Raw genomic sequence first — 24,429 nt, forward strand, 5'->3', positions numbered from 1 at the left:
GATATCTCGCAACGCCGAAGCCCACAGCGTCAGCGTATCTTCAACTGACGCGCCACCAATCATCAGATCCCGAATCATGGTCGCCCATGGATTCAGAACCTTCAGGAAGATGCAACTGTAATGCTAGGTGAGAAATGCAGATAACTTTGATGAAGGGCAAAATCCATCGCGCCTCAGTGACCGAAGCTGATCTTCACTATGAAGGCTCGATCTCGATAGATCGTACGCTCCTGGACGCGGCAGGAATGGTGATCAACGAGCGCGTCGAAATCTACAATGTCGAAACAGGGATGCGCTTTGCCACCTACGTGATCGAGGCGCCGCCGATGTCTGGCACGATAAGCCTGAACGGTGCGGCCGCCCGACTGGCGATGCCCGGAGACAAGATCATTATCGTTGCATATGCCTCATTCGACGAGGCCGAAGCAAAGATATTCAAGCCACGCATTGTGCGTGTGGACAGAGACAATCGCATCCTGGCAAGTTGAACCTCCGGCCATCCTTCCTTCTTAAACGGCCAACGCATTTTTTGCGTGATTTGATGCGAGCCTCGGAGTGATGAATGCGGTCAATCCAAACAGCTAGACTTGGTCCCTACGTCGCAGCGTTGAATGCGTTGAACGAAGATAAACGGCTGCGCTGCCTCAAGCCCCGCGTGGGGATCGATTTCGCATCGAACGACTATCTGGCGCTCGGCAACGACTCGCACATCAAAAAGGCGATGGTCGCCGCGCTCGATGCGGGCACTCCGATTGGAGCCGGCGGGTCGCGGCTTCTGCGCGGCAATTGCGAGGAGCATGAACGGCTCGAGACGGAAGCGGCTCAGTTCTTTGGCGCGGAGGCAGCGCTTTTCTTTGGAGGCGGCTACATCGCAAATTTTGCCCTCCTGACAACGCTGCCGCAGCACGGCGATCTGCTCGTTCTCGATTCGCTCGTGCACGCCAGTATTCACGAGGGGGCACGGGCCGGCCGCGCAGAGTGTCGAATTCACGCGCACAATGATCCCCAGTCACTCGAAGACGAAATTCGCGACTGGCGAAACAAAGGTGGGGCGGGCCGCGTCTGGATTGTGGCCGAAAGTCTCTACAGTATGGACGGCGATTTCGCTCCACTCGAAGAGCTGGTGGCAATCGCCGATCGCCACGACGCGTTTCTGATCGTGGATGAGGCTCATGCCACAGGCGCTTACGGGCATCAGGGACGAGGGCTCACGGCCCCTTATGACAGGCGCGAAAATCTCATCGTCGTTCATACCTGCGGCAAAGCGCTCGGTGCGGCGGGTGCACTGGTTACGGCCTCCGGCATCTTGCGCGATTTCATGGTCAACCGCTGCCGTCCGTTTATTTTTGCCACCGCCCCATCACCATTGATGGCCGTTGCCGTTCGAGAGGCACTTCTCACCCTGCAGAAAGAGCCGGAGCGGCAGCAGCGGCTGGCCAATCTCGTTGCGTTCGCCCATCGGCAGATCACCTTGCTTGGTTTGCGCACACCATCGACCTCTCAGATCGTGCCGTACATCGTAGGTGATAATGCTCATGCAATGCGACTTGCCTCTGCTCTGCAGGCGCGCGGCTTCGACATCCGCGGAATTCGGCCGCCAACCGTCCCTGCAGGCACCGCCCGGTTGCGAATTTCGTTGACACTCAATGTTGGGGAAGAGGACGTGCGCGCAATGCTCGATGCGCTGGTTGAGGTGACGAGGGCTCGTTTTGATGAATAAGCGGATCGTCGTGGCTGGTACGGACACCGGGGTCGGCAAAACGGTATTTTCCGCAGGGCTCGCCGGCCTTCTCGGCGCGAATTACTGGAAGCCGGTCCAGGCTGGACTCGAACAAGAGACCGATTCCGAGTGCATCCGCCGCCTCGGTGGCCTCTCGTCCGATCGGATTGTCCCGGAGCTCTACCGACTTCGGACGCCTGCGTCGCCCCATTACTCCGCGGAGATCGACGGTGTTCGCATAGATACAGAGACGCTTCGACTGCCGGACAGCGGCGAGCGGCAACTCGTGATCGAGGGCGCCGGCGGACTCATGGTGCCGCTGACAGCGCGCACTCTTTACATCGACATCTTCGAGCGCTGGCAGCTCCCCGTCGTGCTTTGCGCAAGGACGGGACTGGGCACAATCAATCACTCCCTGCTCTCCATAGAGGCTCTGCGGAAGCGTCAGATTCGAATCCTTGGAATTGCGTTCATTGGCGAAAGAAACGCCGAAACTGAAAGCGCGATTTGCGAGATCGGGAGAGTGCGTTGGTTGGGACAGCTCCCGTGGGTTGTTCCCCTCACGGACGATAGGCTGCAGGCGGCTTTCAAAGACTCCTTTGTTAGCAGCGATTTCCTGAACCTATGAAGATAGCCAGGAGGTCGCCGATCTGGCACCCGTTCACGCAGCATGCTCTACAGCGGGACATGACGAAGGTGCTGCGGGGAGAGGGGGCTTATCTCTACACCGAAGATGGCCGACGCCTTATCGATGCAATCTCCTCCTGGTGGGTCGTGACCCACGGCCATTGCCATCCATGCATCGTGAACGCGATCCGAGAGCAGGCAGGCAAGCTCAACCAGGTCATCTTCGCCGGATACACTCACGACCCGGCTGAGCAAGTTGCGACGGAACTATTGAAGGTCACCTCCCCGGCGCTCGAACATGTGTTCTTCTCCGATAGCGGGTCAACCAGCGTCGAAGTCGCGCTGAAAATGGCGCTCGGCTACTGGCGCAATACCGGAAGACAGCGAACCCAAATTGTGGTGATGCAGCACTCGTACCATGGCGACACGATCGGGGCGATGTCGGTAGGTAGCCGAGGCGTCTTCAATGCGGCCTACGGGGCGCTGATGTTCGAGGTGACCTCGATTCCGTTCCCGGCAAGAGATCGTGAGCAAAGAGCGCTCGATGCGCTTGAAAACGCGTGTAGAAACGAACATCCCGCAGCCTTTATCGTGGAACCCCTGATATTGGGTGCCGGTGGAATGCTGATGTATTCTCCCTCGACCCTAAGAGAGATGAAGCGGATCTGCGAAGCCTTCGACGTCTTGTTCATTGCGGACGAGGTCATGACCGGCTGGGGCCGGACGGGTACCTTGTTTGCGTGTGAGCAGGCCGATGTCATGCCCGATATTGCCTGCTATTCGAAAGGCCTCACGGGTGGGGCGCTGCCGCTCGCCGTCACACTCTGTCGTGCCGATATTTTCGATGCGCATTATTCTGAAGATCGCACACGTACGTTTTTTCATCCGAGCTCATATACGGCCAATCCAGTGGCCTGTGCCGCGGCCAAGGCTAATCTGGACCTATGGCAGGATCAGGAATATCGCTGGCGGCTGGCATCCTTGGCCAGGATGCAAGAGCAGGCACTCGTGCCATTCCGCGCCGATTCACGGTTCGCAAACGTCCGACGCACGGGAACAGTCACAGCGCTTGAACTCAACACGAGCGATGCCGGCTATCTGGCGGACATCGGTCCGAGGCTTTTGGCTTTCTTCCAAGCGCGGAATCTGCTGCTACGCCCACTCGGTAACACGATCTACGTGATGCCGCCTTACTGCGTTACGGCGGCCGACCTTGATGAAATCTATACTGCCATCCGCGACGCTGCTGACTTGCTGATGTGAGATGCACGAGGCTGTGCAATCATCTGCAGCGACAGCATCTTGGAAGGCGAAAGTGTCCGTATTGCTGCCGCTTGATAGTGCAACGAGAATGCAGCACCCAAGGCTCGCAGGCTGATCGTGCTTTAAGCACTTAAGCGCTCCCGACCCCGCTGCCGCAGCAATCCTGCGGGCTAGCCATGAAAGGCGCAGCATTTGGCCGAAATGTCGGGCGAATTGCGTTAACCACGATAGAGAAATCCATTATCTTGAGCAAATTCTCGGCGAGGCTTTCTGCGGAAAGTACTGCTTCGCGAGGCAGCCGCACATCAGAGTCAAGACTCTTGATGGCTGCAAGAACCAGGGAAATGGACCGCCGGGCGACCGCACCTTTGGTGCGCGCGTGGTGCTGTGGTCAGAGGGCAGCGGGGCTTCCCCAAGTAAACGTCTGACAGGAGGCGAGAATGCACATTGGATTCCGTAATTCCCCCGACCATTCAGCCACATGCTGCGCGATATGCGGCGGAAAGTTTGGGCTGATCCGCCATTACTGCTGGCGAACGGCCCTTTGCTCCAAGAAATGCGTCAACCGCTTTAAGGCGCGGCGGGAGGCCGATCAGAATTGGTTGCGACGGGGGCGAGCCGCTTAGGAATGGACTGAGTTGTGCCGGTACGACCCTGGTCAGAGAATTCAAGTGGCCCTCTAGAGCGCGTGGAAATCAAGTGACAGAAACATCGGCAAAAATAATCGACTTCAGAGCCTACAGGGCCAGCAGGCTGGCTCGGTCTGAGCGCCTTCGCGACGACATCTACTCGACCGCGACTCTCGCTGCGCTTACGGCGGCCTGTGACTTTTGGACGTTCCTGGCCTGCCATCCGTTTGCTTTGCTCGGTGCGCCAGCGCGAAAGCGGGAGGCTAACGAGTACCCCTAGGGGGCAGACACGCAGATGTGCCTAAAGACGAAGTCCCCACGCGTGCATCTGCAGCTCGGTCCGGTCGAGCCGTCACCGTTTGGAGAGACTGCAACTAGCCCAGAAACGCGTGCAGATGGTGGCTCGTCGCGAGCGCCGCTCCTCGATTGAGGCCGCGGCTGGCATAGCCGCTGAAACTGCACGGGAAGACGAGCCATCGGGAGGTGAAATCGCGATGAGGAAGGTCTTGTCTCATGGTTGCGCGACCATTGGGCTGTTTTTGCTCTGTTCTCCAGTTCTAGAGAAACTGGGATCTCCATCCTCCATACCATTGACAGGTTTCTCCTGCCTTCTCTAGGAAGCGCCGACGGTGTGTGGGGAGCGGATTCAATATGAGCCACAGTTCAGAGCAGCCTCTAGAGCGTGTCACGATTCCGGCACTGCAGCAGTGGAAGGATAAAGGACGGCGTGTCGTGATGACCACCGCCTACGATGCGGTTGCGACGCGCATCGCGGATCCCATTGTCGATATCATCCTGGTCGGCGATAGCGTTGGAAACGTCTGCCTGGGATTCGACAACACGCTGCCCGTCAGCGTGGCCATGATGAATCATCACCTGGAGGCTGTTGCGCGCACGAAGCCTCATGCCCTGCTTGTGGCCGACATGCCCTTTCTGAGCTTTCATGTCGGTTCTGAGGATACGATTCGCAACGCAGGAGGTTTTCTGCAGCGTGGCGCCGATGCTGTGAAACTCGAGGGTGGTGCCAAACGCATCGATATGGTACGCGCCTTGGTCGATTGCGAAATTCCTGTGATGGGACATCTCGGTCTGACCCCGCAGAGCGTCAACGTCATGGGTGGATTCAAGGTGCAGGGACGGACAACGGATACCGCCTTGCGGCTGCTCGATGACGCCCACCGTCTGCAGGAAGCCGGCTGCTTCGCGCTGGTCCTGGAGGGCATTCCTGCCGAGCTCGCGTCGCGAGCGACCGAATGTCTCACGATACCCACCATCGGGATCGGAGCAGGACCTGATTGCTCGGGCCAAGTGCTCGTGTTTCATGATGTCTTGGGGCTAACCGAAGGTCATCGCCCCAAATTCGTTCGTGCCTATACAAATGGATTCCAGCTGTTCCAGGAGGCGCTGTCGCGCTGGGCTGCCGATATCCGCAAAGGTGCATTCCCGGGCTCGGAGGAGTGCTATCGGCTTCCTGATCAGCTTCGGCATGCCGTCGCCAACTGGGTGCCCTCCAATTCAACCTCAAGGTAAGAAATGCAAGTCATTACGAAGGTCGCTGAGCTGCGTCGCGCCCTTGCAGACGTTCGCAATGCCGATAAGCGCATCGGATTCGTTCCGACGATGGGATACTTGCACGACGGCCACCTGGCCCTGATCTCGGCAAGCCGGGGACACTGCGACGTCACTGTCGTCAGCATCTTCGTCAACCCCACTCAGTTCGGCCCAAATGAGGATCTCAGCAGGTACCCTCGCGACTTCGCGCGCGATGAAGCGTTGTGCCGCAGTGCCGGGGTCACCATCATCTTCGCGCCAAGTGCAGAGGAGATCTATCCGGCTCAATTTGAGAGCTTTGTCGAGCCGGGCGAACTCGCAAAACCGCTCTGCGGTGCTTTCAGGCCTGGACATTTTCGTGGTGTAGCGACTGTCGTCTGCAAGCTATTCAACATGGTGCAGCCGAACGTCGCGTACTTTGGACAGAAGGATTTTCAGCAATGCGCTGTGATACGCCGCGTGACGGTTGATCTGAATCTTCCGATCGAGATTGTCACTGTGCCAACCGTGCGGGAGCCAGATGGGCTGGCAATGAGCAGTCGCAACCGTTATCTCAGCTCGGAAGAACGTGGTCGGAGCCTTGCGATCAGCCGTGGCTTGTTCGCCGCAGCGCATGAGTTTGCCTCAGGGGAGCGCGATGCGGCAACGCTGATTGCGCTTGCAAGAAAGCATTTGGAAATGGTCGATCGACTGCAGTACCTTGAGCTTGTCGACACTGGGACCCTAAGGATTGCCGAGAGCCCTCTGCGCTACCCGGCGGCACTCTGTGTCGCAGCGTACGTCGGCTCCACTCGGTTGATCGACAATGTAGTCCTATCCCGGTCGCCATCGTAGCTAGATCCGCAAGTGATTGCGCTCACAAACAGTCGAACCGGATGGGTTGGCCCTGAAATCCTCAACATCTCTCGAAGGCGACCCGGAACTGCCCTTTGCGTGCTGAACAACTGCCCCCCGCTCAACCTCATGATGTCGGCTGAGATCGGCTCTGCCGGCTGACGGGGTGGAGCGAGGCGGGGCCGCTGCCGCGCTGCCGAGAGCAGCCAAGTGCGAGTTCGCTTTCCGTTTTATGATTTCGGCGGCTCGCTTGGACACTCCGGGGCGTTCCGACCGCTTTGCGCGCTTTTTACGACGTCGCGCAAAACAATTTCAGAAAGTCGTACAACCAGCTGTTTGAGGCGCGCAATCTCCTGCTTGCACCGCTTCAGCTCGTGCTGTTCGTCTGTCATCACAGATGGTGTGCGACGATAGCTGCTGCCGAGATGATTCATGTAGCTCCCTTTCCGATTCGACAAACACAGCAGATAATCTGAACAGCCCAGTTGCTTCTCTTCCCTGAACGAGGCGCCTCGGCGTCAGATCAGAGCGTTTCACACGCAGCCCGCGGTGGGCTGGTTGCTAGCTCACTCCCTGCAAAGGGCCTTCGCCCAGGTCGTAGATTCGACGGCACTTTCGGCGACGCCATCTCGCTCGTCGCTCAAGCTCAGTTGCAGTAATGACCCCCAACAATGTGGCCGCGGAATATGCCGCCCTCCGGCTGCATGTGATTGCTCTGGGCGCAGACTGGTAACAAAATGGCAATATCGATTAATGCAACGAGCCGCGCTCTCGCGCTCAAATCCTGCATTGCGGCAGCGCCTCCGATGAATTTTCACGCGACGTTCGCGTCTCCGTGCTGGGGTCCTTCAGCAGGCTTATATGTCCAAAACGCAAGTCGCTACCGAAATCATCCGCCTGCAAGCGGGCATGCCAAAGGAGGTTTGCTCAAAATCGTGTGCTGCCAATACCTGCAATTATGGATCACTAACCACACGCCCATGACCATGAAACTACTTCACGATCGCGCAGACGACCTCCTAAGCTGCATAAAGCCGAAGTTCCCTCAAGAGCGGCCAGGAGGGCGAGTCAAGGGGGCACTTAGCGCGGGCGCCGGATCCTGGCCCGATTTCGTCGCCAGACGCGGGGCGGGCGCTGGTTTTTGACGCAAAGATATGCTTCAACGCATGAATTGAAGTCCCTCTACAGTGCAGGATGCCAAGCGGTCGGGTTTGGAGCCGATAGGGAGGTCTGCGAAAGCGCCTCACCGTATGACGCCGGCGTCCGCGCCTACGTTGCCTCCAAAATCCTGAAGGCCGCCATCAGAGATGAGACGTGCCCCAATCTGCTTAAACAGATCGGTCAGGAAGCTCTTCCAGAGCACCAACGATGTGGCGATTAGATCTAGGACATGGCTTGTCATTGAGGCGAATTTCCAAGTCACAGTGCTGAAGGTCCTGGCCTGCTATCCAGATTCGCGCGCGCCGTCGCGTCGCCTGCGGCATAGCGATCCGGCCAGCTCGCAGAGGTGTATCGTGGTCGCAAATCGATGGCGGCCTAACGTCACCCAAGACGCGGCGTTATCCGATGTGAATCGGTTGGCGCGTTGCTCGCTGCGAGGCCGATCGTTGAAACGAGCTGCTCGCACAACAGGCAGCGCATCCAAGCCTTGGCGCACGCACCCTTGCGCGCCACGATGCCGGTGAGGCGTCACGCTAATAACCTTCGTCCGGAAACGAGGGCGAACTCAGTGTTCGGCGCCGGAGCGCCATCACTCAAGCGAGCGGGTGCGCCATTGCTGTCTACTCCTGTGCGAGCCCCGCAAGTGCCCTTTCAATCACTGTGATGTCTTGACTGACCTGAGCGATCGCTGGCTTCGGATCAACTCCGGTAACGCACTTCAACTGCTGCAGTAGCTCCCGCCGATGCGCCAGAAGGGTCTCCAGCGCGCTGCGGTTGCTTAGTTTCACATAGCCGTCGACGATCAATCCAATCGAAAGAGACATCGAAACTCTCAACCAAAGCTGTTCTCAACGTAGATGCGTATAGCACATCGACAAACGATGTTCAGCTCGTCGGGAGAGAATACTGACGGGCGAGCTTGTTAGCGACAAGCGTCCGGCGCCGGGGGCGTGACCGACTATTCCTTGCGCCTTACAAGCATCCAGCTCTGTTTGAGCGACTAGCCGAGCAGAAGGACGGCTATGGCGAGCCAAAAACGCTGCGGATCGTCGCGAGGGTTGCTAGGCTAGGGGAGGGAATGATATCACGAACTAGCATAGTCTTATCCGCCTGCCGAACGGCTTCCGAGATGCGATGGCAGGCGGCGCGTTGATCGACGACATGCTCGCCTGAATATCTCTTCGTAGAGATTGCGACGACCTCAGGAGCGTCCAGGATGCTCGATGAATATTTGGCCCGCATTCGTGCTCACCGTAACACCATCCACCGCTATTCTCGCCTGCTGAAGTCGAACCTGTCGGATGTCGAACGTCAGTTCATTGAAGGACGCCTCACCGAGGAGCAGGCGGCCCTCGAGTCTCTTTCGGCCGAGACCTTCCCGCTCGCGTTCAGCCTTCCGAAGCGGACGGACATGTCGGCAAGATAGGCGCGGAGCCGCGAACGACGCTCGCATTCGGGACCACGCGATTTCTCGCCGACGGCATCATCATGGGCTCGCGACCCGGCAAATAATCGATGATATCCGCCCGCTGTCGGCCCAGCCCCAAGACCTAATCTGCTGACCTGCACATGAGTTCATTCGGCTCGGGTATCAGCTGCTCAATCTATATCGGCTTTTGCCTTAGAAAGCCGAACTATTCGACCGGTTCTCGCTCCGGACCCGTTTGTATTCGGCCATATCTCGACAATTTGTTAGATTGGCTACACGCCCAGCCAAATCGTTCTCACTCGCTTGCCAGCTGAGACAGCCACAACTTCATCTTTCATCGGCCTGCCACCACGGCATGAGATTTGCTCTACTGGCGGCGAGAGGCACAGCAAGGAGGGAAACGACTTGCCAAATCTGCGATTGGAGACAGTTTATGTCGCCGGCAATATCTCCAGCAGCATTCTGGGGAATCCAAAGGTAAGCGGCGGCACCACGCCAAAGGTGGAACATCAAATTGGTACGCGTCGATCGGGCTCGGCTGCGAAATACCCTCGCGCCGATATTTTCCCTAGTCGCCGTCGGGCAAATGGCAGGCCTTTTGCGTGTAGCCGATCCCATAGGACTGCTGCACGGGCTCTTCGCGACCGACGGTTGGTTGTTTCGACGGACCGCAGTCGGCAGCGCGACAGGGAAGTCGCAGTTCCGGGGCAGAACAACGGCCTCCAGCTTTTGGATCAATCACTTCAACCTGCACCGGGCGATCGAACACTATGATTGTGCGTAGCCTGCGCGACGTCGAAGCAACCGATCACTTCGTCGATTGGGGCAATGGTACTAGCCACCGCCTACTGACCGATAAGGACGGCATGGGTTTTAGCATCTGCCACACCGTGGTGCGCGCTAACACCGTTTCGCTTCTGCAATACCGGAATCATCTCGAAGCCTGCTACTGCATCGGCGGAGAGGGCGAGGTCGAGGACATGGACGGCAATGTCTTTCCCATTCGCAGGGGTGACATGTATGTGCTTGACAAGCATGACAAGCATTTCCTGCGCGGGGGACGGAACAACGACATGATCCTCGTAAGCATCTTCAACCCGCCCCTTACCGGAACCGAGCGCCACAAGCTCGACGACCCGGCGGGCTCCACATATTGAGTGATGCGAAGAAACGCCAATACAACATGAACTGCCGCTAATTGCGAGATACATTTACTCGAGCAATCCAGCGCTGCCTCGTATCGCACGCGGACCTCAGAAAAAGTCTTTGTTCCGGTTTTACGAAAGGCGCACGCGATGCGCTTCGGCGGAGCTGACAAAATACTTTGGCATTCCAGGTCCATTTTCCCTTGTCCGGAAAGACCAGGCGGGCGGAGGTTTGTGCCGATTGATAGCGCGCTCAATTGTACGATGTCTGGCGACGCTGTTGGACAGCTGACATAGCGCTGCTGTGGCTTTCGCATTGATTGAATTCGATTTCACCGTTGGCACGATAGATGCGTAATCGTCTAAAGGGCGCCATAGAGGAGAAGTCGTTCGATGAGGACGCTTACCAGAAACTCTGACGCGGTTGAGTGGCAGCTGCGATGCTGCCGGCACCATATTTGGTGATGCGCAAGGTTGGCACGAAGATTGAGTGATCTGCTTCGGCGAAGGGTTTCGTCACATCAATGCAGACCAGCCTAAGCCCGACAACAGATACGAACCGATGTGAGCGATTTGCGTGAATCAAGAAAGTCGCCTTCCGAGCTTGAGCGATGAACAGGTGCAGAGCATATCTGCCGCGCATGAACTGCTAGCGCGTGGGGAGGAGTTTTGGCGACGGCGGCTCGAGCAGTTTAGCAGATTGCATCTTCCTTTTCTGTCATCGTCCGTGGCTGCGGCGCCTTCCCGATGGCAGTCGAGTTCGTGGTTTAGCCCAAGCGGTTTGGCTAAACTTTCCCCACAAGATCGCTCGGAATATTTGGTGACCGCTTGGCTGATCTATCTCGCTCGAGTCACCGGGCAAAAAGAGTTTCAACTGGGATGGAAGCCTGCATGGGACGGATTGCAAACTGGCTCCAAACTCGTAATCGCCTCCGTCGTGCCGATGGAGGTTTGCATTGAGCTTGCTTATGATTTTGAAGAAGTGCGCAAAACCGTAGCGGCCGAAGTCGCTCAGCTGAGGGCACACGCCAGCTTTGCCCGAGATCTTATCGCGCGCTGCCCGACCCTGCGAGGAGTGGAGGCGCTACGGGCGCGCCACCCTTGGCCGATTGGTATTGCAATCGCGACAGAAAGCTGTTCCGTCGCCGACGATCTGTCGGCGAGCCACAAGACTGGCCAAGCCTTATGCGGCGATTTGCTGACCTTTGAGGTTCGCGCTCTGGATGGGAGCTTCCGCTGGCATTTTGATGCCGCTCGATTGGCGCCCAAGCAGATCGACGGCATGACGCAGCATTTGCAAGTTTTGTTACGCGGCGTGATGGACGATGCGGGGCAGTCTGTCGGCCGAATCGGCATTCTGCCAACCGACGAACGCGCGTATCTGCTTGAGGATTTGAATCGGACGGCGGCGCCTTTTTCGTTTGAGCGATGTATCCATGAGTTGTTCGAGGCGCAGGTGCAAAGGGCGCCGGAAGCGGTTGCAGTGGTCCATGAGAGGGAGAGACTGAGCTATGGCGAACTCAATGCGCGGGCCAACCGCCTGGCGCATTATCTGATCGAGCTCGGGGTCAAGCCGGACCAGCCGGTGGCGATCTGCCTGGAACGCAGCCTAGCGATGGTGGTCGGTGTGTTGGCGATCATGAAGGCTGGCGGTGCCTATCTGCCGCTAGATCCGACTTATCCGTCAGCGCGGCTGCGGCAGATTGTCGACGATGCAAAACCGAAACTGCTGCTTTGCGATGTCGCCGGTCGAACCGCATTGGGCGCCGATGCCGTGGCCGATGTGACGGTGGTCGATCTGGAGACGACGACCCCGGCTTGGGGCGAGCGGCCGCCTTCGAACCCGGACCCGGGCACGCTTGGCCTCACATCGCGCCATCTCGCCTATGTCATCTATACCTCCGGCTCAACCGGAATCCCCAAGGGCGTTGAAATGTCCCATGGCGCGCTTGTGAATTCGCTTGCGGGCATTGGCACGTCAAAACAGCGCACACTTCAATTCGCGACCCTGAACTTCGATGTGTCCTGTCAGGAATTGTTCATCTGTTGGAAGGACGGCGGAGTGCTTGTGCTCGTGCGGGAACAGACCCGGAGGCGCTTCTCCGACCTGCTGGAATTTGTAGAGCGGGAGGCCATCGAGCGGCTTTTCCTCCCGTTCGTGGCATTGAATCATTTTGCGGAAGTCTGGAGCACGCAGCGGGTGCAGCTGCGCGCTTTAAGAGAGCTTTATACAGCCGGCGAGCGATTACAGGCCACTCCACTGCTTAGGGCGTTCTTCGAAGCACATCCGAACGCGAGATTGATCAATCAATATGGGTCCACGGAAATCAGCGTCATTTCCGAGCACCACCTTGCAGCTGATCCGTCATGTTGGCCCCAGATGCCTCACGTCGGGCGTCCAATCGCCAACACGCGGGTGTACTTGCTGGATGGCTATGGCGCGCCTGTGCCGTTCGGCGCGGTGGGCGAGCTTTACATTGGCGGGGCGGGGGTGGCACGGGGCTACCTCAACCGCCCTGAGCTGACCGCGGAGCGGTTCATCGCCAGTCCCTTTGTCGAGGGCGATCGGCTGTACCGGACCGGCGACCTTGCACGTTATCTGCCGGACGGCAATCTTGAGTTCCTGGGCCGCAACGACGATCAGGTGAAGATCCGCGGCTATCGCATCGAGCCGGGCGAGATCGTCGCGCGGCTTTGCGAGCACGCCTGGGTGCGCGAGGCGGTGGTGGTGGCGGGCCAGAACGGCGCCGGCGACAAACATCTGATCGCCTATGTGGTCTGCGCGCCCGAGGCCGGCTCGGACGAGGGCGATGGAGGCGCGCTTGCGGGCGCCTTGCGGGCGCACTTAAGTGCGCGGCTGCCGGACTACATGGTGCCGAGTGCGTTCGTGCGGCTGGCGGCGCTTCCGCTCACGGTGAACGGCAAGCTCGATCGGAACGCGCTGCCGGCGCCGGCCGATCAGGCCTATGCGCTGGCGGCCTACCAGTCGCCGCAAGGTGCGGTCGAGACGGCGCTGGCGCAGATCTGGGCCGAGCTCCTTGGTGTCGAGCGCATCGGGCGCAACGACCACTTCTTCGAACTGGGCGGCCACTCGCTCTTGGCCGTGCAGATGTCGAGCCGGCTGTCACAGGCTGTCGGGGTCGAACTGCCACTGTCGACGCTGTTCGCAAGGCCAGTGCTGAGTGACCTGGCGGCAAGCATCGTCGAGCTGTTGAGCCGCTCCGGTCCGCACGAGCTGTCGTCGATTGCAGCCGTGTCGCGTCATGAGCCGCTTGTGCTGTCGTTTGCGCAGCAGCGGCTATGGTTTTTGGCTCAGCTGAACGAAGGCAGCACGAACTATCACATTTCGCTGGCCTTGCGATTGCGCGGGATGCTCGACCGCAGCGCCTGGCAGCGCAGCCTTGACCGTCTGTTTGCGCGTCATGAGGCGCTGCGCAGTGTGTTTGTCGCGACCCAAGGCAAGCCCCGGGTTGAGGTTCTGCCGCCGGACGCGGGTCTGCCGATAGTTGAGCATGATCTGCGGGAGAGATCGGATGCGGAAGCGGCATTTTTGGATCTGTGCCATGAAGAGGGGCGCACGCCATTCGATCTTGCGCGCGGTCCGCTGATCCGCGGGCGGCTGATCCGCATCGCCGACGAGGAACACGTCTTCCTACTGACCCAGCATCACATCGTCTCGGACGGTTGGTCGATGGGCGTGCTGCTGCGTGAACTTAGCCAGCTCTACCGGGCATTCGAGGCTGGGCAGGACGACCCTCTGCCGCCGCTTGCGATCCAGTATCCGGATTACGCCGCCTGGCAACGTCAATGGCTGTCGGGGGAACGGTTGCAGAAGCAGGCGCAGTATTGGCGCAGCGCCCTGGCAGGCACAGCCCGTCTTGTCTTGCCGACGGACCATGCGCGGCCTGCCCAGCAGTCGTTTGCCGCGGCCACGGTCCCGATCACCGTCGATGCGGATTTGACGCGGGAGCTGAAGCGGCTGAGCCTACAGCATGGCACGACGTTGTTCATGATGGTGCTGGCGGCCTGGGCGGCGGTGCTGTCGCGTCTGTCCGGGCAGGACGATCTTGTGATTGGCGTGCCGAGCGCCAATCGGGGGCACCGCGAGATCGAAGAGCTGATCGGGTTCTTCGTCAACACCCTGGCGCTTCGGCTGGACCTGTCGGGCAAGCCGCGCGTGTCGGAGCTTCTGGAGCGGACGCGGCGCACGGTGCTGGCTGCGCAGGAGCATCAGGACCTGCCGTTCGAGCAGGTGGTGGAGATCGTGCAGCCGCCCCGGGCTCTTGATCACACGCCATTGTTCCAGGTGATGCTGGCCTGGGAGAACAATGCGGTTGGGTCATTGGACCTGCCGGGGCTGAGTGTCGAAGCTGCCGGGGAGGAGATTGATCAGATCAAGTTCGATCTGGAGCTGAGCCTTGGCGAGCAGGGTGAGGTGATCGCTGGGACGCTGGGTTATGCCACGGCGCTGTTCGATCAGGCGACGATCGAGCGGCAGCGTGGTTATCTGCTGGCGCAGCTGCGGGCGATGGTTGCCGATGCGCAGCAAGAGGTCCACCGGATTGAGCTGCTCTCGACTGCCGAGCGCACGTATCTGCTGGAGGAGCTGAACCGGACGGCGGCGCCGTATCCTGCGGAGCGGTGCATCCACGAGCTGTTCGAGGCGCAGGTGCACAAGGCGCCGGATGCGGTGGCGGTGGTCTGCAAAGATGAGCGGCTGAGCTACGGCGAGCTCAATGCACGGGCCAACCGCCTGGCGCATCACCTGATCGCCCTCGGGGTCAGGCCGGACCAGCCGGTTGCGATCTGCGTCGAGCGCAGTCCGATGATGGTGGTGGGGCTTTTGGCGATCCTGAAGGCCGGCGGAGCGTATATGCCGCTGGACCCCGCCTATCCGTCGGCGCGGCTGCATCAGGTGCTCGACGATGCGGCCCCGCCGCTGCTGCTGGCCGATGTGGCTGGCCGTGCCGCCTTCGGCGCGGATGTGCCGGCCATTGTGAGCGTGGTGGAGCTCGATGCTGCGGCGCCGGCCTGGGCCAGCCTGCCGGAAGCGGATCCTGACCGGCGCGCGCTCGGCCTGACCTCCCGCAACCTCGCCTATGTGATCTACACTTCGGGATCCACGGGCACGCCCAAAGGGGCACAGAATGAGCATCGGGCTATCGTTAATCGCCTGATCTGGATGCAGAACGCCTATGGTCTGAAGCCAACAGACGTCGTGTTGCAGAAGACGCCATTAAGCTTCGATGTCTCGGCCTGGGAGTTCTTTTGGACTTTGCTTGAAGGGGCAACGCTGGTACTGGCCCCACCCGGTGCGCACAGAGATCCCGATGCATTGGTCGACTTGATCGTCAGCCAGCACATCACGACGGTTCACTTCGTGCCATCCATGCTGGTCAGCTTTTTGGATGCGAAGAGTGTTGACCGCTGCACATCGCTGCGGCGGGTTTTATGCAGCGGCGAGGCGCTCCCTGCCGCCAGTGTGTATAGGGTTCGGCGCGTATTGCCCTGGACGGCCCTGCACAATCTCTACGGTCCGACTGAGGCCGCGATCGACGTTACATCCTGGAGCTGCCCGGCTGAGTTTGATGAGGCCATCGTCCCGATTGGCCGTCCTATTGCCAACACGCGGGTCTACTTGCTGGATGGTCATGGCGGGCTGGTGCCGTTCGGTGCGGTGGGCGAGCTCTGCATTGGCGGGGCGGGGGTGGCGCGGGGCTACCTCAACCGCCCTGAGCTGACAGCGGAGCGGTTCATCCCCAGTCCCTTTGTCGAGGGCGACCGGCTGTACCGGACCGGCGACCTGGCACGCTACCTGCCGGATGGCAATCTGGAGTTTTTAGGCCGCAACGACGAGCAGGTGAAGATCCGCGGCTTCCGGATCGAACCGGGCGAGATCGTCGCGCGGCTTTGCGGCCACCCCTGCGTGCGCGAGGCGGTGGTGGTGGCGCGCGAGGATGGTCGCGGCGAGCAGCGCCTCGTTGCGTATGTCGTTGCCGCCGAAGCTGAGGAATCTGATCTTGCCGGCGGTTTGCGGGCGCATGTGAGTGCGGGGCTGCCGGACTACATGGTGCCGAGTGCGTTCGTGCGGCTGGCGGCGCTTCCGCTGACGCTGAACGGTAAGCTCAATCGAAACGCGCTGCCGGCCCCGGGCGACGAGGCGTATGCGCGCCGGACCTACGCGCCGCCACAGGGCGAGACGGAGACGGTGCTGGCGCAGATCTGGGCCGAGCTGCTGGGGCTGGAGCGGGTCGGACGGCACGACAACTTCTTCGAACTGGGAGGGCACTCGCTCTTGGCGGTGCAGATGATCGAGCGTCTAAGGCGGCGGTCACTGCGCATCGAGGTGCGCACCTTGTTCGTCAAGCCGGTGCTGGCTGATCTGGCTGCAAGCCTGGGCCGCCATCACGAGGTGGCGGTCCCGGCCAACCTGATCACCGAGCGAAGTGCGGCGATCACGCCGCAGATGTTGCCGCTGATTGAGCTGGCCCAGGGCGAGATCGACCGGATCATCGCCACAGTGCCCGGCGGGATTTGCAACATCCAGGACATTTACGGCCTGTCGCCGCTGCAGGACGGCATCCTGTTCCATCATCTGTTGGCGGCAAAGGGCGATCCGTACCTGCTGGTATCGCAGATGGCGTTTGACGAGCGTGGGCTGCTCGATCGCTATCTTGCCGCGGTCCAGCGGGTGGTGAATCGGCACGACATTCTGCGCACCTCGTTCGTCTGGGAGGGCCTGTCGCGCCCGGCCCAGGTGGTGTGGCGGGAGGCGCGACTGGAGGTGATCGAGGTCGAGCTGGATGGCGCTCATGGTGCTGGCGCCGCGCAGCTTAAGGAGCGGTTTGATCCGCGCCAGCACCGCATCGAGCTTGGCCGAGCACCACTGCTGCGATTTATGATTGCGCGCGAGCCCGGCAGCGCGCGCTGGCTGCTGCTGGAGCTGCAGCATCATCTGATCGGGGATCACACGACGCGGGACGTGATGCACGCTGAGGTCCGGGCCGAGCTGGAGGGGCGCCAGCATGAGCTGACGGCGCCGCAGCCATTCCGCAATCTGGTGGCGCAGGCGCATCTACGCCGTGATGCCAAGGCCGATGAAGCGTTCTTTCGGGAGCTGCTGGCCGACATCGACGAGCCGAGCACGCCGTTCGGCTTGCGCGAGGTGCGCGGCGACGGCAGCGGGGTTCGAGAGGCGCAGCGGATGCTGCCGTCAGCGCTCCAAGCGAGGCTGCGCGAACAGGCACGGCGGCTGGGCGTGAGTCTGGCGAGCCTGTGCCATCTGGCGTGGGGACAGGTGGTGGCGCGCAGCAGCGGCCGCGAGCAGGTGGTGTTCGGCACGGTGCTGTTAGGCCGCCTGCAGGGCAGCGCTGGCGCCGACCGCACGATGGGGCTGTTCATCAACACCCTGCCGCTGCGGCTTGATCTTGATGGGACAGCGGTCGAGGCGAGCGTGCGAACCACGCACGCCCGGCTGGCCGAGCTCTTGGCGCACGAGCAGGCCTCGCTGGCGCTGGTACAGCGCTGCAGCGCTGTTGCGGCGTCGGCGCCGCTGTTCAGCACGTTGTTGAACTACCGTCACAACACGGCGCCGGCTGTGCCCGGCTCCGGGATGGATGATGTCTTGTCGGGCATGGAATGGCTGGGTGGGGAGGAACGCACCAATTATCCGCTGACCCTGTCGGTGGAGGATTTTGGCGAGGCGCTGGGCCTCACTGTGCAGGTGGCGGAGCCTATCTCTGCGGATCGGATCTGCGGCTACATGCAGCGGGTGCTCGAGGAGCTGGCAAAGGCGCTGGAGCATGCCCCGGATACGCCGGTACGCGAGTTGGACATCTTGCCAGCTGAAGAGCGCACCTATCTGCTGGAGGATCTGAACCGGACGGCGGAGGCCTATCCATCGGACCTGTGCGTCCATGAGCTGTTCGAGGCGCAGGTGCAAAAGGCGCCGGAGGCGGTGGCGCTGGTCTGCGAAAACGAGCGGCTGAGCTATGGCGAGCTCAACGCGCGGGCCAACCGGCTGGCGCATCACCTGATCGCCCTCGGGGTCAAGCCGGACCAGCCGGTTGCGATCTGCCTCGAACGCAGTCCGGCGATGGTGGTTGGTGTCTTGGCGATCCTCAAGGCTGGCGGTGCCTATCTGCCGCTGGACCCAGCATATCCCAGCGAGCGGCTGCATCAGGTTGTCGACGATGCCGCGCCGCGGCTGCTGCTTTGCGACGTCGTCGGTCGCGCAGCACTCGGTCTCGAGGTGCTGACCGATGTGACGGTCATCGATGTGGAGACGGCCACGCCCGCCTGGGCCGAACGGGCGGCTTCAAACCCTGACCGGCGCACGCTTGGCCTCACATCGGGCCATCTCGCTTATGTGATCTACACCTCAGGCTCAACCGGAACCCCAAAGGGGGTCATGGTCCAGCATCAAGGGTTGGTCAATCTGCTGTCGGCTCAGGTCGGCCTCTTTGGCGCTTCTTCCAACAGCCGCGTCGTGCAGTTCGCCTCCATTGCTTTTGATGCAAGCGCTTGGGAGCTTGTTATGGCGTTTGGCTCCGGAGCCGCTTTGCACTTGCCTGCGGAAGAGATCCGTCAAGCGAGTAACAAGCTATCGGATTATCTGCAAAGCGAAGCCATCACCCACGCGACATTACCCCCAGCGTTGCTTCAGACAAACAAGGATCCGAAATGTTTGGCTGTGCAAGCTCTCGTTCTTGCTGGAGAGCTGCCGAAGCCAGAACTCATCCGAAGTCTGGCCCCAACATCAATTGTCAATGCTTACGGCCCGACCGAGGCAACAGTCTGTGCGACGATCTGGACTTGCCCGGCTGATTTTAATGGGTCATTGGTCCCGATCGGGCGCCCAATCGCCAACACGCGTGTGTACTTGCTGGATGGCCATGGCGCGCCCGTGCCGTTCGGCGCGGTGGGTGAGCTTTACATTGGCGGGGCGGGGGTGGCACGGGGCTACCTGAACCGCCCTGAGCTGACCGCGGAGCGGTTCATCGCCAGTCCCTTTGTCGAGGGCGATCGGCTGTACCGGACCGGCGACCTTGCACGTTATCTGCCGGACGGCAATCTTGAGTTCCTGGGCCGCAACGACGATCAGGTGAAGATCCGCGGCTATCGCATCGAGCCGGGCGAGATCGTCGCGCGGCTTTGCGAGCACGCCTGGGTGCGCGAGGCGGTGGTGGTGGCGGGCCAGAACGGCGCCGGCGACAAACATCTGATCGCCTATGTGGTCTGCGCGCCCGAGGCCGGCTCGGACGAGGGCGATGGAGGCGGGCTTGCGGGCGCCTTGCGGGCGCACTTAAGTGCGCGGCTGCCGGACTACATGGTGCCGAGTGCGTTCGTGCGGCTGGCGGCGCTTCCGCTCACGGTGAACGGCAAGCTCGATCGGAACGCGCTGCCGGCGCCGGCCGATCAGGCCTATGCGCTGGCGGCCTACCAGTCGCCGCAAGGTGCGGTCGAGACGGCGCTGGCGCAGATCTGGGCCGAGCTCCTTGGTGTCGAGCGCATCGGGCGCAACGACCACTTCTTCGAACTGGGCGGCCACTCGCTTTTGGCCGTGCAGATGCTCAGTCAAGCATTAAATCTTGGGCTGAGTTTTAGCGCCACCGACCTCTTCCGAGCCCCTGTTCTAAAGGAGCTTGCATCGAAGATTCGTTTGCAGGTGCAGCCCAGTAACACGGCGGTGATTCCCGTTCGAGCGACCGGATTGCAGCCACCTCTCTTCTTTGTCCCCACAGGTTTTGGGGATTGTTCGTATGTCCTCGGTTTGGCAGCGGAAATGGATGCAGACTGCTCGGTCTACGCTCTGCCATGGCCCCCTTTGGATGACGTTCGTCCACCGACTCTTGAGACGATGGCCGTGGAGGTGATTCTTGCGATTAAACAGATCCAGCCCCGTGGCCCATACCGTTTTGCTGGATACTCATCAGGTGCAATCCTGGCTTATGCAATTGCCGAGCAGTTACTGAGTGTTGATGAAGTTGTGTCATTCATGGCGTTCATCGATGTCAGTCTACCCGCGGCTTCTTCAAACGGATCACTGAAGAATTTGGCGCGAGAATTTGTTTTGGATCGTTGTGGAATCTTGCGCGATGAGTATCACGAGGTTCTGGAACGCGACACCGAACCATGTTCCATCTCTGAGTTGCTTGAAAAGGCGCAGCAAATAGGAGCGTTAGCTCCAGATCACGATCTTCGCAGTGACGTTTCAATGTATCAAAGGGCCGCGACATTTCACCGCGCGCTACAATCGTATCGCGTTCCGTCGCTCGCGATTGAAATACATCAGTTCTATGCGAGTGAGCCTCTCGTCAGTCGTTGGGTACCATTTGACAAACGACCCAGTAGCGACTTGCCAAACCAGGGCTGGGACCGGGTCGTGGATGCTGGGGCTATTCGTGCCGTACCGGTTCCAGGCAACCACGCGACAATGGTGAGCAATCCAGAAAACCGCCGAGTTCTGGCTCGAGCCATTTCAACAGCCTTGATCGGGACTGTTGAATAGACCGAGAAAACTTTCTCCGAAAGCTGAGGGTTCGAAGCTTCGTCTCGAGATCCGCCGCTGCTCGTTGGTTTTTCCCTGGACCTGTGCGCACACGTCGTCGATCGGCTGAAAGCTGATCTCAGAACTCCAGGCCTTCAGATAAAGGCGCCCGCTTACTCTTCCACGTATTCCACTCATCCAGAATGGCACGATCGATATCGAGTGCGGCGGAACTGCCAGCAGCAAGCAGAGTCAGGAAGCCGAGTGACGGTCAGTCCCTCCTTCAAGTTATGCTGTGTCTCGTCAATTTTGCGATGAAACTGCCAATCCTACGATCGAAGGAAGGAAAGGTTTACTTTCAATAAGGCGCTGACATCTTAGTTCGGTTTTTAACAGCCCCGCTGTGGCGTCGATGCCGCGTCGAACGCAACCTGAAATTACACCTGATACTCCACTTCGCCTTGCCGATGCTGTGAAGGTCGCATTTCCTTTGGGAGGAATGACCGTCGCGGGTTTGCGTCGTGAGCGCGACCGTAATCGACTGGTTATCGAGAAGATTGCGGGCAAGGAATTTACAACGCTGGCTCATATCGGACGGATGAGAGAGCTATGCCGCGAAGAAGCAAGGGCGCCCGACTTCAGCTCAAGGCTGCCCGCCGAAACAAGAGCGCATAAATCACTCACCGGGCAATCTGGATCATCAGAGACAACGGCCGGGATGTCAGCACAGGCTGCGCTGCAGATGAGATTGCGGCCGCGGAGGAAAAGCTAGGAGATTACATCAGCTCTAAACACACGCCAAAGCGAAGAATCCTCCACATAGACGATATCGCTATCGCGGATGTCCTCTCGATTTATTTGGACGCGCAGTTAGACAATCTTCGCGGCCGTTTCAATGTCGATAGCGAGAGCAAAGATACGATCGCCAATATCCGCAACTTTAAGAAGCGGATCGAACCGTTGAACGGGTGGGGGGGGGGTAAAAATGCCCGAAGCCATCCCAGTCATCGTGAATGCTTAACGCGGGGCTGGCCGGTATCGAGAGGTACGTCGATCCGCTTGCCGCTCTGGTCAGCCGCTACGATCACGTGATCGGCGTACAGGGTGCCAGTCGTGCAATGTTTTGTTGCCATTGAGCTGTAATCCGGCTTGGTCCGACGTCACCGCCGGCTGGTAGCGATCGCCGGCGCCGACGCCCAACTCTGTTATCGCGACTCCGATTATCGCACTATTCGCGATGGCTCTGAGCCACCGCGCTTGGTGGCCTCATCCTTGTTCAGGCGTAAGTCCTCGAGCAGGTCGAAGTGTGTCCTCTGCGCCTTGGAGTCCGTAGGCGCAAGTGCAACGAGCAGATCGAAGGTCTGACGAAGCGATGCGCCGAGACCACCGAACTTGACCGGAACCCGCAAGGCTCCAAACCCCGCCGCTTTGAGCAGCTTTATCGCTTCGAACGGGACAACGCGGTTTCGCTCGCGCTCCACCGCCCCCGCGGCGATCCCCTCAAGCACAGGCCGGAGCGAATCGCTTCTCGAATGGAATGCATTCAGTTTTACGCATTGATCGTATCCACGTCATGCGTTCGCCGCCCCGACTCTGCGATGACCCATTTCGCGCAGCTGATTTTTTTCCTTGAATGGCGCGCCGCCTCGAACGAATGTCTTGGATCCCGCAGAAATACAGTCTGGCTCTCCAACGACACGGGAATATTCTTCGTGAGCGTGGATTTTCGGTCTACTGAGTTGCGCGGAGAGAAGCAGAACAATGACCATTCACCACGTGGGCCCCATATCAGCGATGTAGAACTGGAGAACGGCTGAGCGTCTATTCCAAAGGACGGGTTGCCAAAATGCTGACCGGTTGGCTCAACTGTCTGTATGATCCGGCGGTGCTTACCGGCACCGTGCGAAGGCACATCGTAGCGTTCAGGAAATAGTGCTCGAAAGCTGACTGGTGCGCCTCAGAGATGCGGACCAATTTATGTCTGAAAGCCGGTAGTTGCTGCGCGAGCGATCCTGGCCTCGACCGAAGGGTCTTACGCCGTCCGCGATTTAGCTTTGCAGGTCAACGCTCGCGAGCCGCTGCCGGTCCAGAATCACGATCTCGCGTTGAGTATTGCCGATGAAATCGAGGACGCCATCACTGTGCAATTGCGATACTGCACGCGAAACGGTCTCGATGGTCAGGCCAAGGTAATCCGCGATATCACGCCGAGACATTGGCAGCGAGATAACGTCAGCAGCCGTGAGCCGTTCATCCATTTCGTGCAAGAACGCGGCAACGCGCTCCAGAGCGGTTTTGCGTCCAAGCAGCAGCATATGGTTTTCGGCGTGCTGCAAGTTATTCGTAGTCAGGCTGAGCAAAGTGCGCCAGACAACCGCGTCAGTCTCGGCCACCGTCTCAAGATGTTGCCGCCTGATCAGGCGAACAGTGGTTTGGATGATTGCTTCCGCCGTGAATCGGTGGGCTACGCCGTTCTCGAGTCCAAAAATATCACCTGGCAAATGAAATGCGCCGATCTGACGGCGTCCATCGGGGAGTAACTTGCAAGTCCGTACCGCGCCTTTTCTGACCTGATAGACGTACTCGGCTGGGTCACTCTCGATGTAGATCGTCTTACCTTTCTTGTAAGTGAATTCGCTCAAGCTGACGATCGGATTTGACCCGCTCGATATGCCGAGCTCACTGAGCGAATTGATGCGGGATCTTTGGTCTGTGGTGATGCTCACAAACATGGTCCGACACTCCTAAACCAGAATATGCGAAGGGAATTGGAGCCTCGCGAATAAATTTGGTGCAATCTATGGATGCCTGCACAGTATTTAACAATCATCTATGAAAAAGAAGTCGTGTCCTTGTGACGCAGTGCCCGCGCAACAGTCGAGGCGAGGCAATTGTGGCCTTCGATCGTCGAGGATAGGTGCCCGGCAACACGCCTCAGAGCGAATGAAACGATCCTAGATTTGACTGCTGTACGAGTGTTCTGCTGCGCGAAGGCGCCAAGTCGCGGTTAAAAGATGCGTTTCGCCGGGCGGTGTCGCTGGAAGGCTGCTTCGAAATGCCGGCGGGTTAGCCCAGGACCGAGGACGGGTCGAATAATCCGCTCCAACCCTCTCATTGCTCCCCACCCTTATATCCAACGTCCTGCTCAAGTATCCCGCTCGGGTCTCTGTCCACGGGTGATGGTCTTGCTGACGATAGTCCGACTGGACCCACCATCCGCCATTGATTAAGATCAAACCGCTTTATTCGGATCCTCTATCCTTCAGCGAATTAACGGAGGCAAGAGATCTCATGCGCTACGTTCTCGCTATCGGAGTGCTAACACTTCCTATCCTCGTCGGCTTTGGATCAGGCTCGACCGCCGCTTCACGGGTTCATTCGTACACCCCACCGGCCCGGCAAGACGTTTATTGCTTGCAGGGCCGAGCCTGGGGATATCCGGGCAACTGCCAGTTCTCAACCTATAGCCAGTGCATGGCTACCGCCTCTGGCACATATGCCTATTGCGGTATCAATCCGATCTACGCCTTCGAGCGACAGGGAAGGCAATTCGGCTGGAGCGAACGTCGTTAGGTCAGCCA

14 protein-coding genes are annotated in these 24,429 nt (G+C 59.6%); 11 read left to right on the forward strand and 3 right to left on the reverse strand.

The features are described 5' to 3' along the window. Positions 1-134 precede the first annotated feature (134 nt). From panD to panC, 6 genes are all read left to right on the forward strand, one after another. Positions 135-488, forward strand: a complete 354-nt coding sequence (panD, locus tag I6F28_RS35555; RefSeq protein WP_225130861.1) for an aspartate 1-decarboxylase — start codon at positions 135-137, stop codon at positions 486-488. 74 nt (positions 489-562) lie between these two features. Continuing rightward, positions 563-1,720, forward strand: a complete 1,158-nt coding sequence (locus tag I6F28_RS35560) for an 8-amino-7-oxononanoate synthase (RefSeq protein WP_225130859.1) — start codon at positions 563-565, stop codon at positions 1,718-1,720. Next, positions 1,713-2,348 (forward strand): dethiobiotin synthase, encoded by a 636-nt coding sequence (bioD, locus tag I6F28_RS35565; protein WP_225143628.1) that lies wholly within the window; start codon positions 1,713-1,715, stop codon positions 2,346-2,348. Before I6F28_RS35560 ends, bioD begins: the two co-directional genes overlap by 8 nt. Beyond that, entirely contained in the window at positions 2,345-3,610 is a 1,266-nt protein-coding gene (bioA, locus tag I6F28_RS35570; RefSeq protein WP_225143630.1) for an adenosylmethionine--8-amino-7-oxononanoate transaminase, read from the forward strand. The genes bioD and bioA overlap by 4 nt, the downstream gene beginning before the upstream one ends. 1,280 nt (positions 3,611-4,890) lie before the next feature. Next, positions 4,891-5,769, forward strand: coding sequence for a 3-methyl-2-oxobutanoate hydroxymethyltransferase (panB, locus tag I6F28_RS35575; RefSeq protein ID WP_225130853.1), 879 nt, complete (start codon positions 4,891-4,893; stop codon positions 5,767-5,769). 3 nt (positions 5,770-5,772) lie between these two features. Next, the gene (panC, locus tag I6F28_RS35580; RefSeq protein WP_225143632.1) at positions 5,773-6,624 is read left to right on the forward strand and encodes a pantoate--beta-alanine ligase; all 852 of its coding nucleotides are present in this window, start codon (positions 5,773-5,775) and stop codon (positions 6,622-6,624) included. A gap of 230 nt (positions 6,625-6,854) precedes the next feature. Here panC and I6F28_RS35585 read toward each other — a convergent pair whose 3' ends face one another. Further along, positions 6,855-7,058, reverse strand: a complete 204-nt coding sequence (locus I6F28_RS35585) for a hypothetical protein (RefSeq protein WP_225130842.1) — start codon at positions 7,056-7,058, stop codon at positions 6,855-6,857. Between the two features lie 1,347 nt (positions 7,059-8,405). After that, on the reverse strand, positions 8,406-8,609 hold the full coding sequence (locus I6F28_RS35590) for a hypothetical protein (RefSeq protein WP_225130840.1): 204 nt from the start codon (positions 8,607-8,609) through the stop codon (positions 8,406-8,408). Between the two features lie 392 nt (positions 8,610-9,001). On the opposite strand from I6F28_RS35590, the gene I6F28_RS35595 reads away from it, so the two are divergent. The 4 genes from I6F28_RS35595 to I6F28_RS35615 all read left to right on the forward strand — a co-directional run bounded on the left by I6F28_RS35595 (position 9,002) and on the right by I6F28_RS35615 (position 22,665). Next, the gene (locus I6F28_RS35595; protein WP_225130838.1) at positions 9,002-9,211 is read left to right on the forward strand and encodes a hypothetical protein; all 210 of its coding nucleotides are present in this window, start codon (positions 9,002-9,004) and stop codon (positions 9,209-9,211) included. Between the two features lie 773 nt (positions 9,212-9,984). Continuing rightward, on the forward strand, positions 9,985-10,371 hold the full coding sequence (locus tag I6F28_RS35600) for an ectoine synthase (RefSeq protein ID WP_225130830.1): 387 nt from the start codon (positions 9,985-9,987) through the stop codon (positions 10,369-10,371). A gap of 565 nt (positions 10,372-10,936) precedes the next feature. Then, complete coding sequence (locus tag I6F28_RS35605; protein WP_524536128.1) at positions 10,937-20,869, forward strand: non-ribosomal peptide synthetase; 9,933 nt, start codon at positions 10,937-10,939, stop codon at positions 20,867-20,869. 1,283 nt (positions 20,870-22,152) lie between these two features. Next, positions 22,153-22,665: a hypothetical protein gene (locus tag I6F28_RS35615; protein WP_225131115.1), complete on the forward strand. Its 513-nt coding sequence runs from the start codon at positions 22,153-22,155 to the stop codon at positions 22,663-22,665. Between the two features lie 231 nt (positions 22,666-22,896). Here I6F28_RS35615 and I6F28_RS35620 read toward each other — a convergent pair whose 3' ends face one another. After that, complete coding sequence (locus I6F28_RS35620; protein ID WP_225131113.1) at positions 22,897-23,580, reverse strand: helix-turn-helix domain-containing protein; 684 nt, start codon at positions 23,578-23,580, stop codon at positions 22,897-22,899. A gap of 559 nt (positions 23,581-24,139) precedes the next feature. On the opposite strand from I6F28_RS35620, the gene I6F28_RS35625 reads away from it, so the two are divergent. Beyond that, positions 24,140-24,421 (forward strand): DUF3551 domain-containing protein, encoded by a 282-nt coding sequence (locus I6F28_RS35625; protein ID WP_128947516.1) that lies wholly within the window; start codon positions 24,140-24,142, stop codon positions 24,419-24,421. Positions 24,422-24,429: the final 8 nt, after the last annotated feature.

The sequence above is a fragment of the Bradyrhizobium sp. NBAIM14 genome, assembly GCF_020193895.1.
Taxonomy (GTDB): domain Bacteria; phylum Pseudomonadota; class Alphaproteobacteria; order Rhizobiales; family Xanthobacteraceae; genus Bradyrhizobium; species Bradyrhizobium yuanmingense.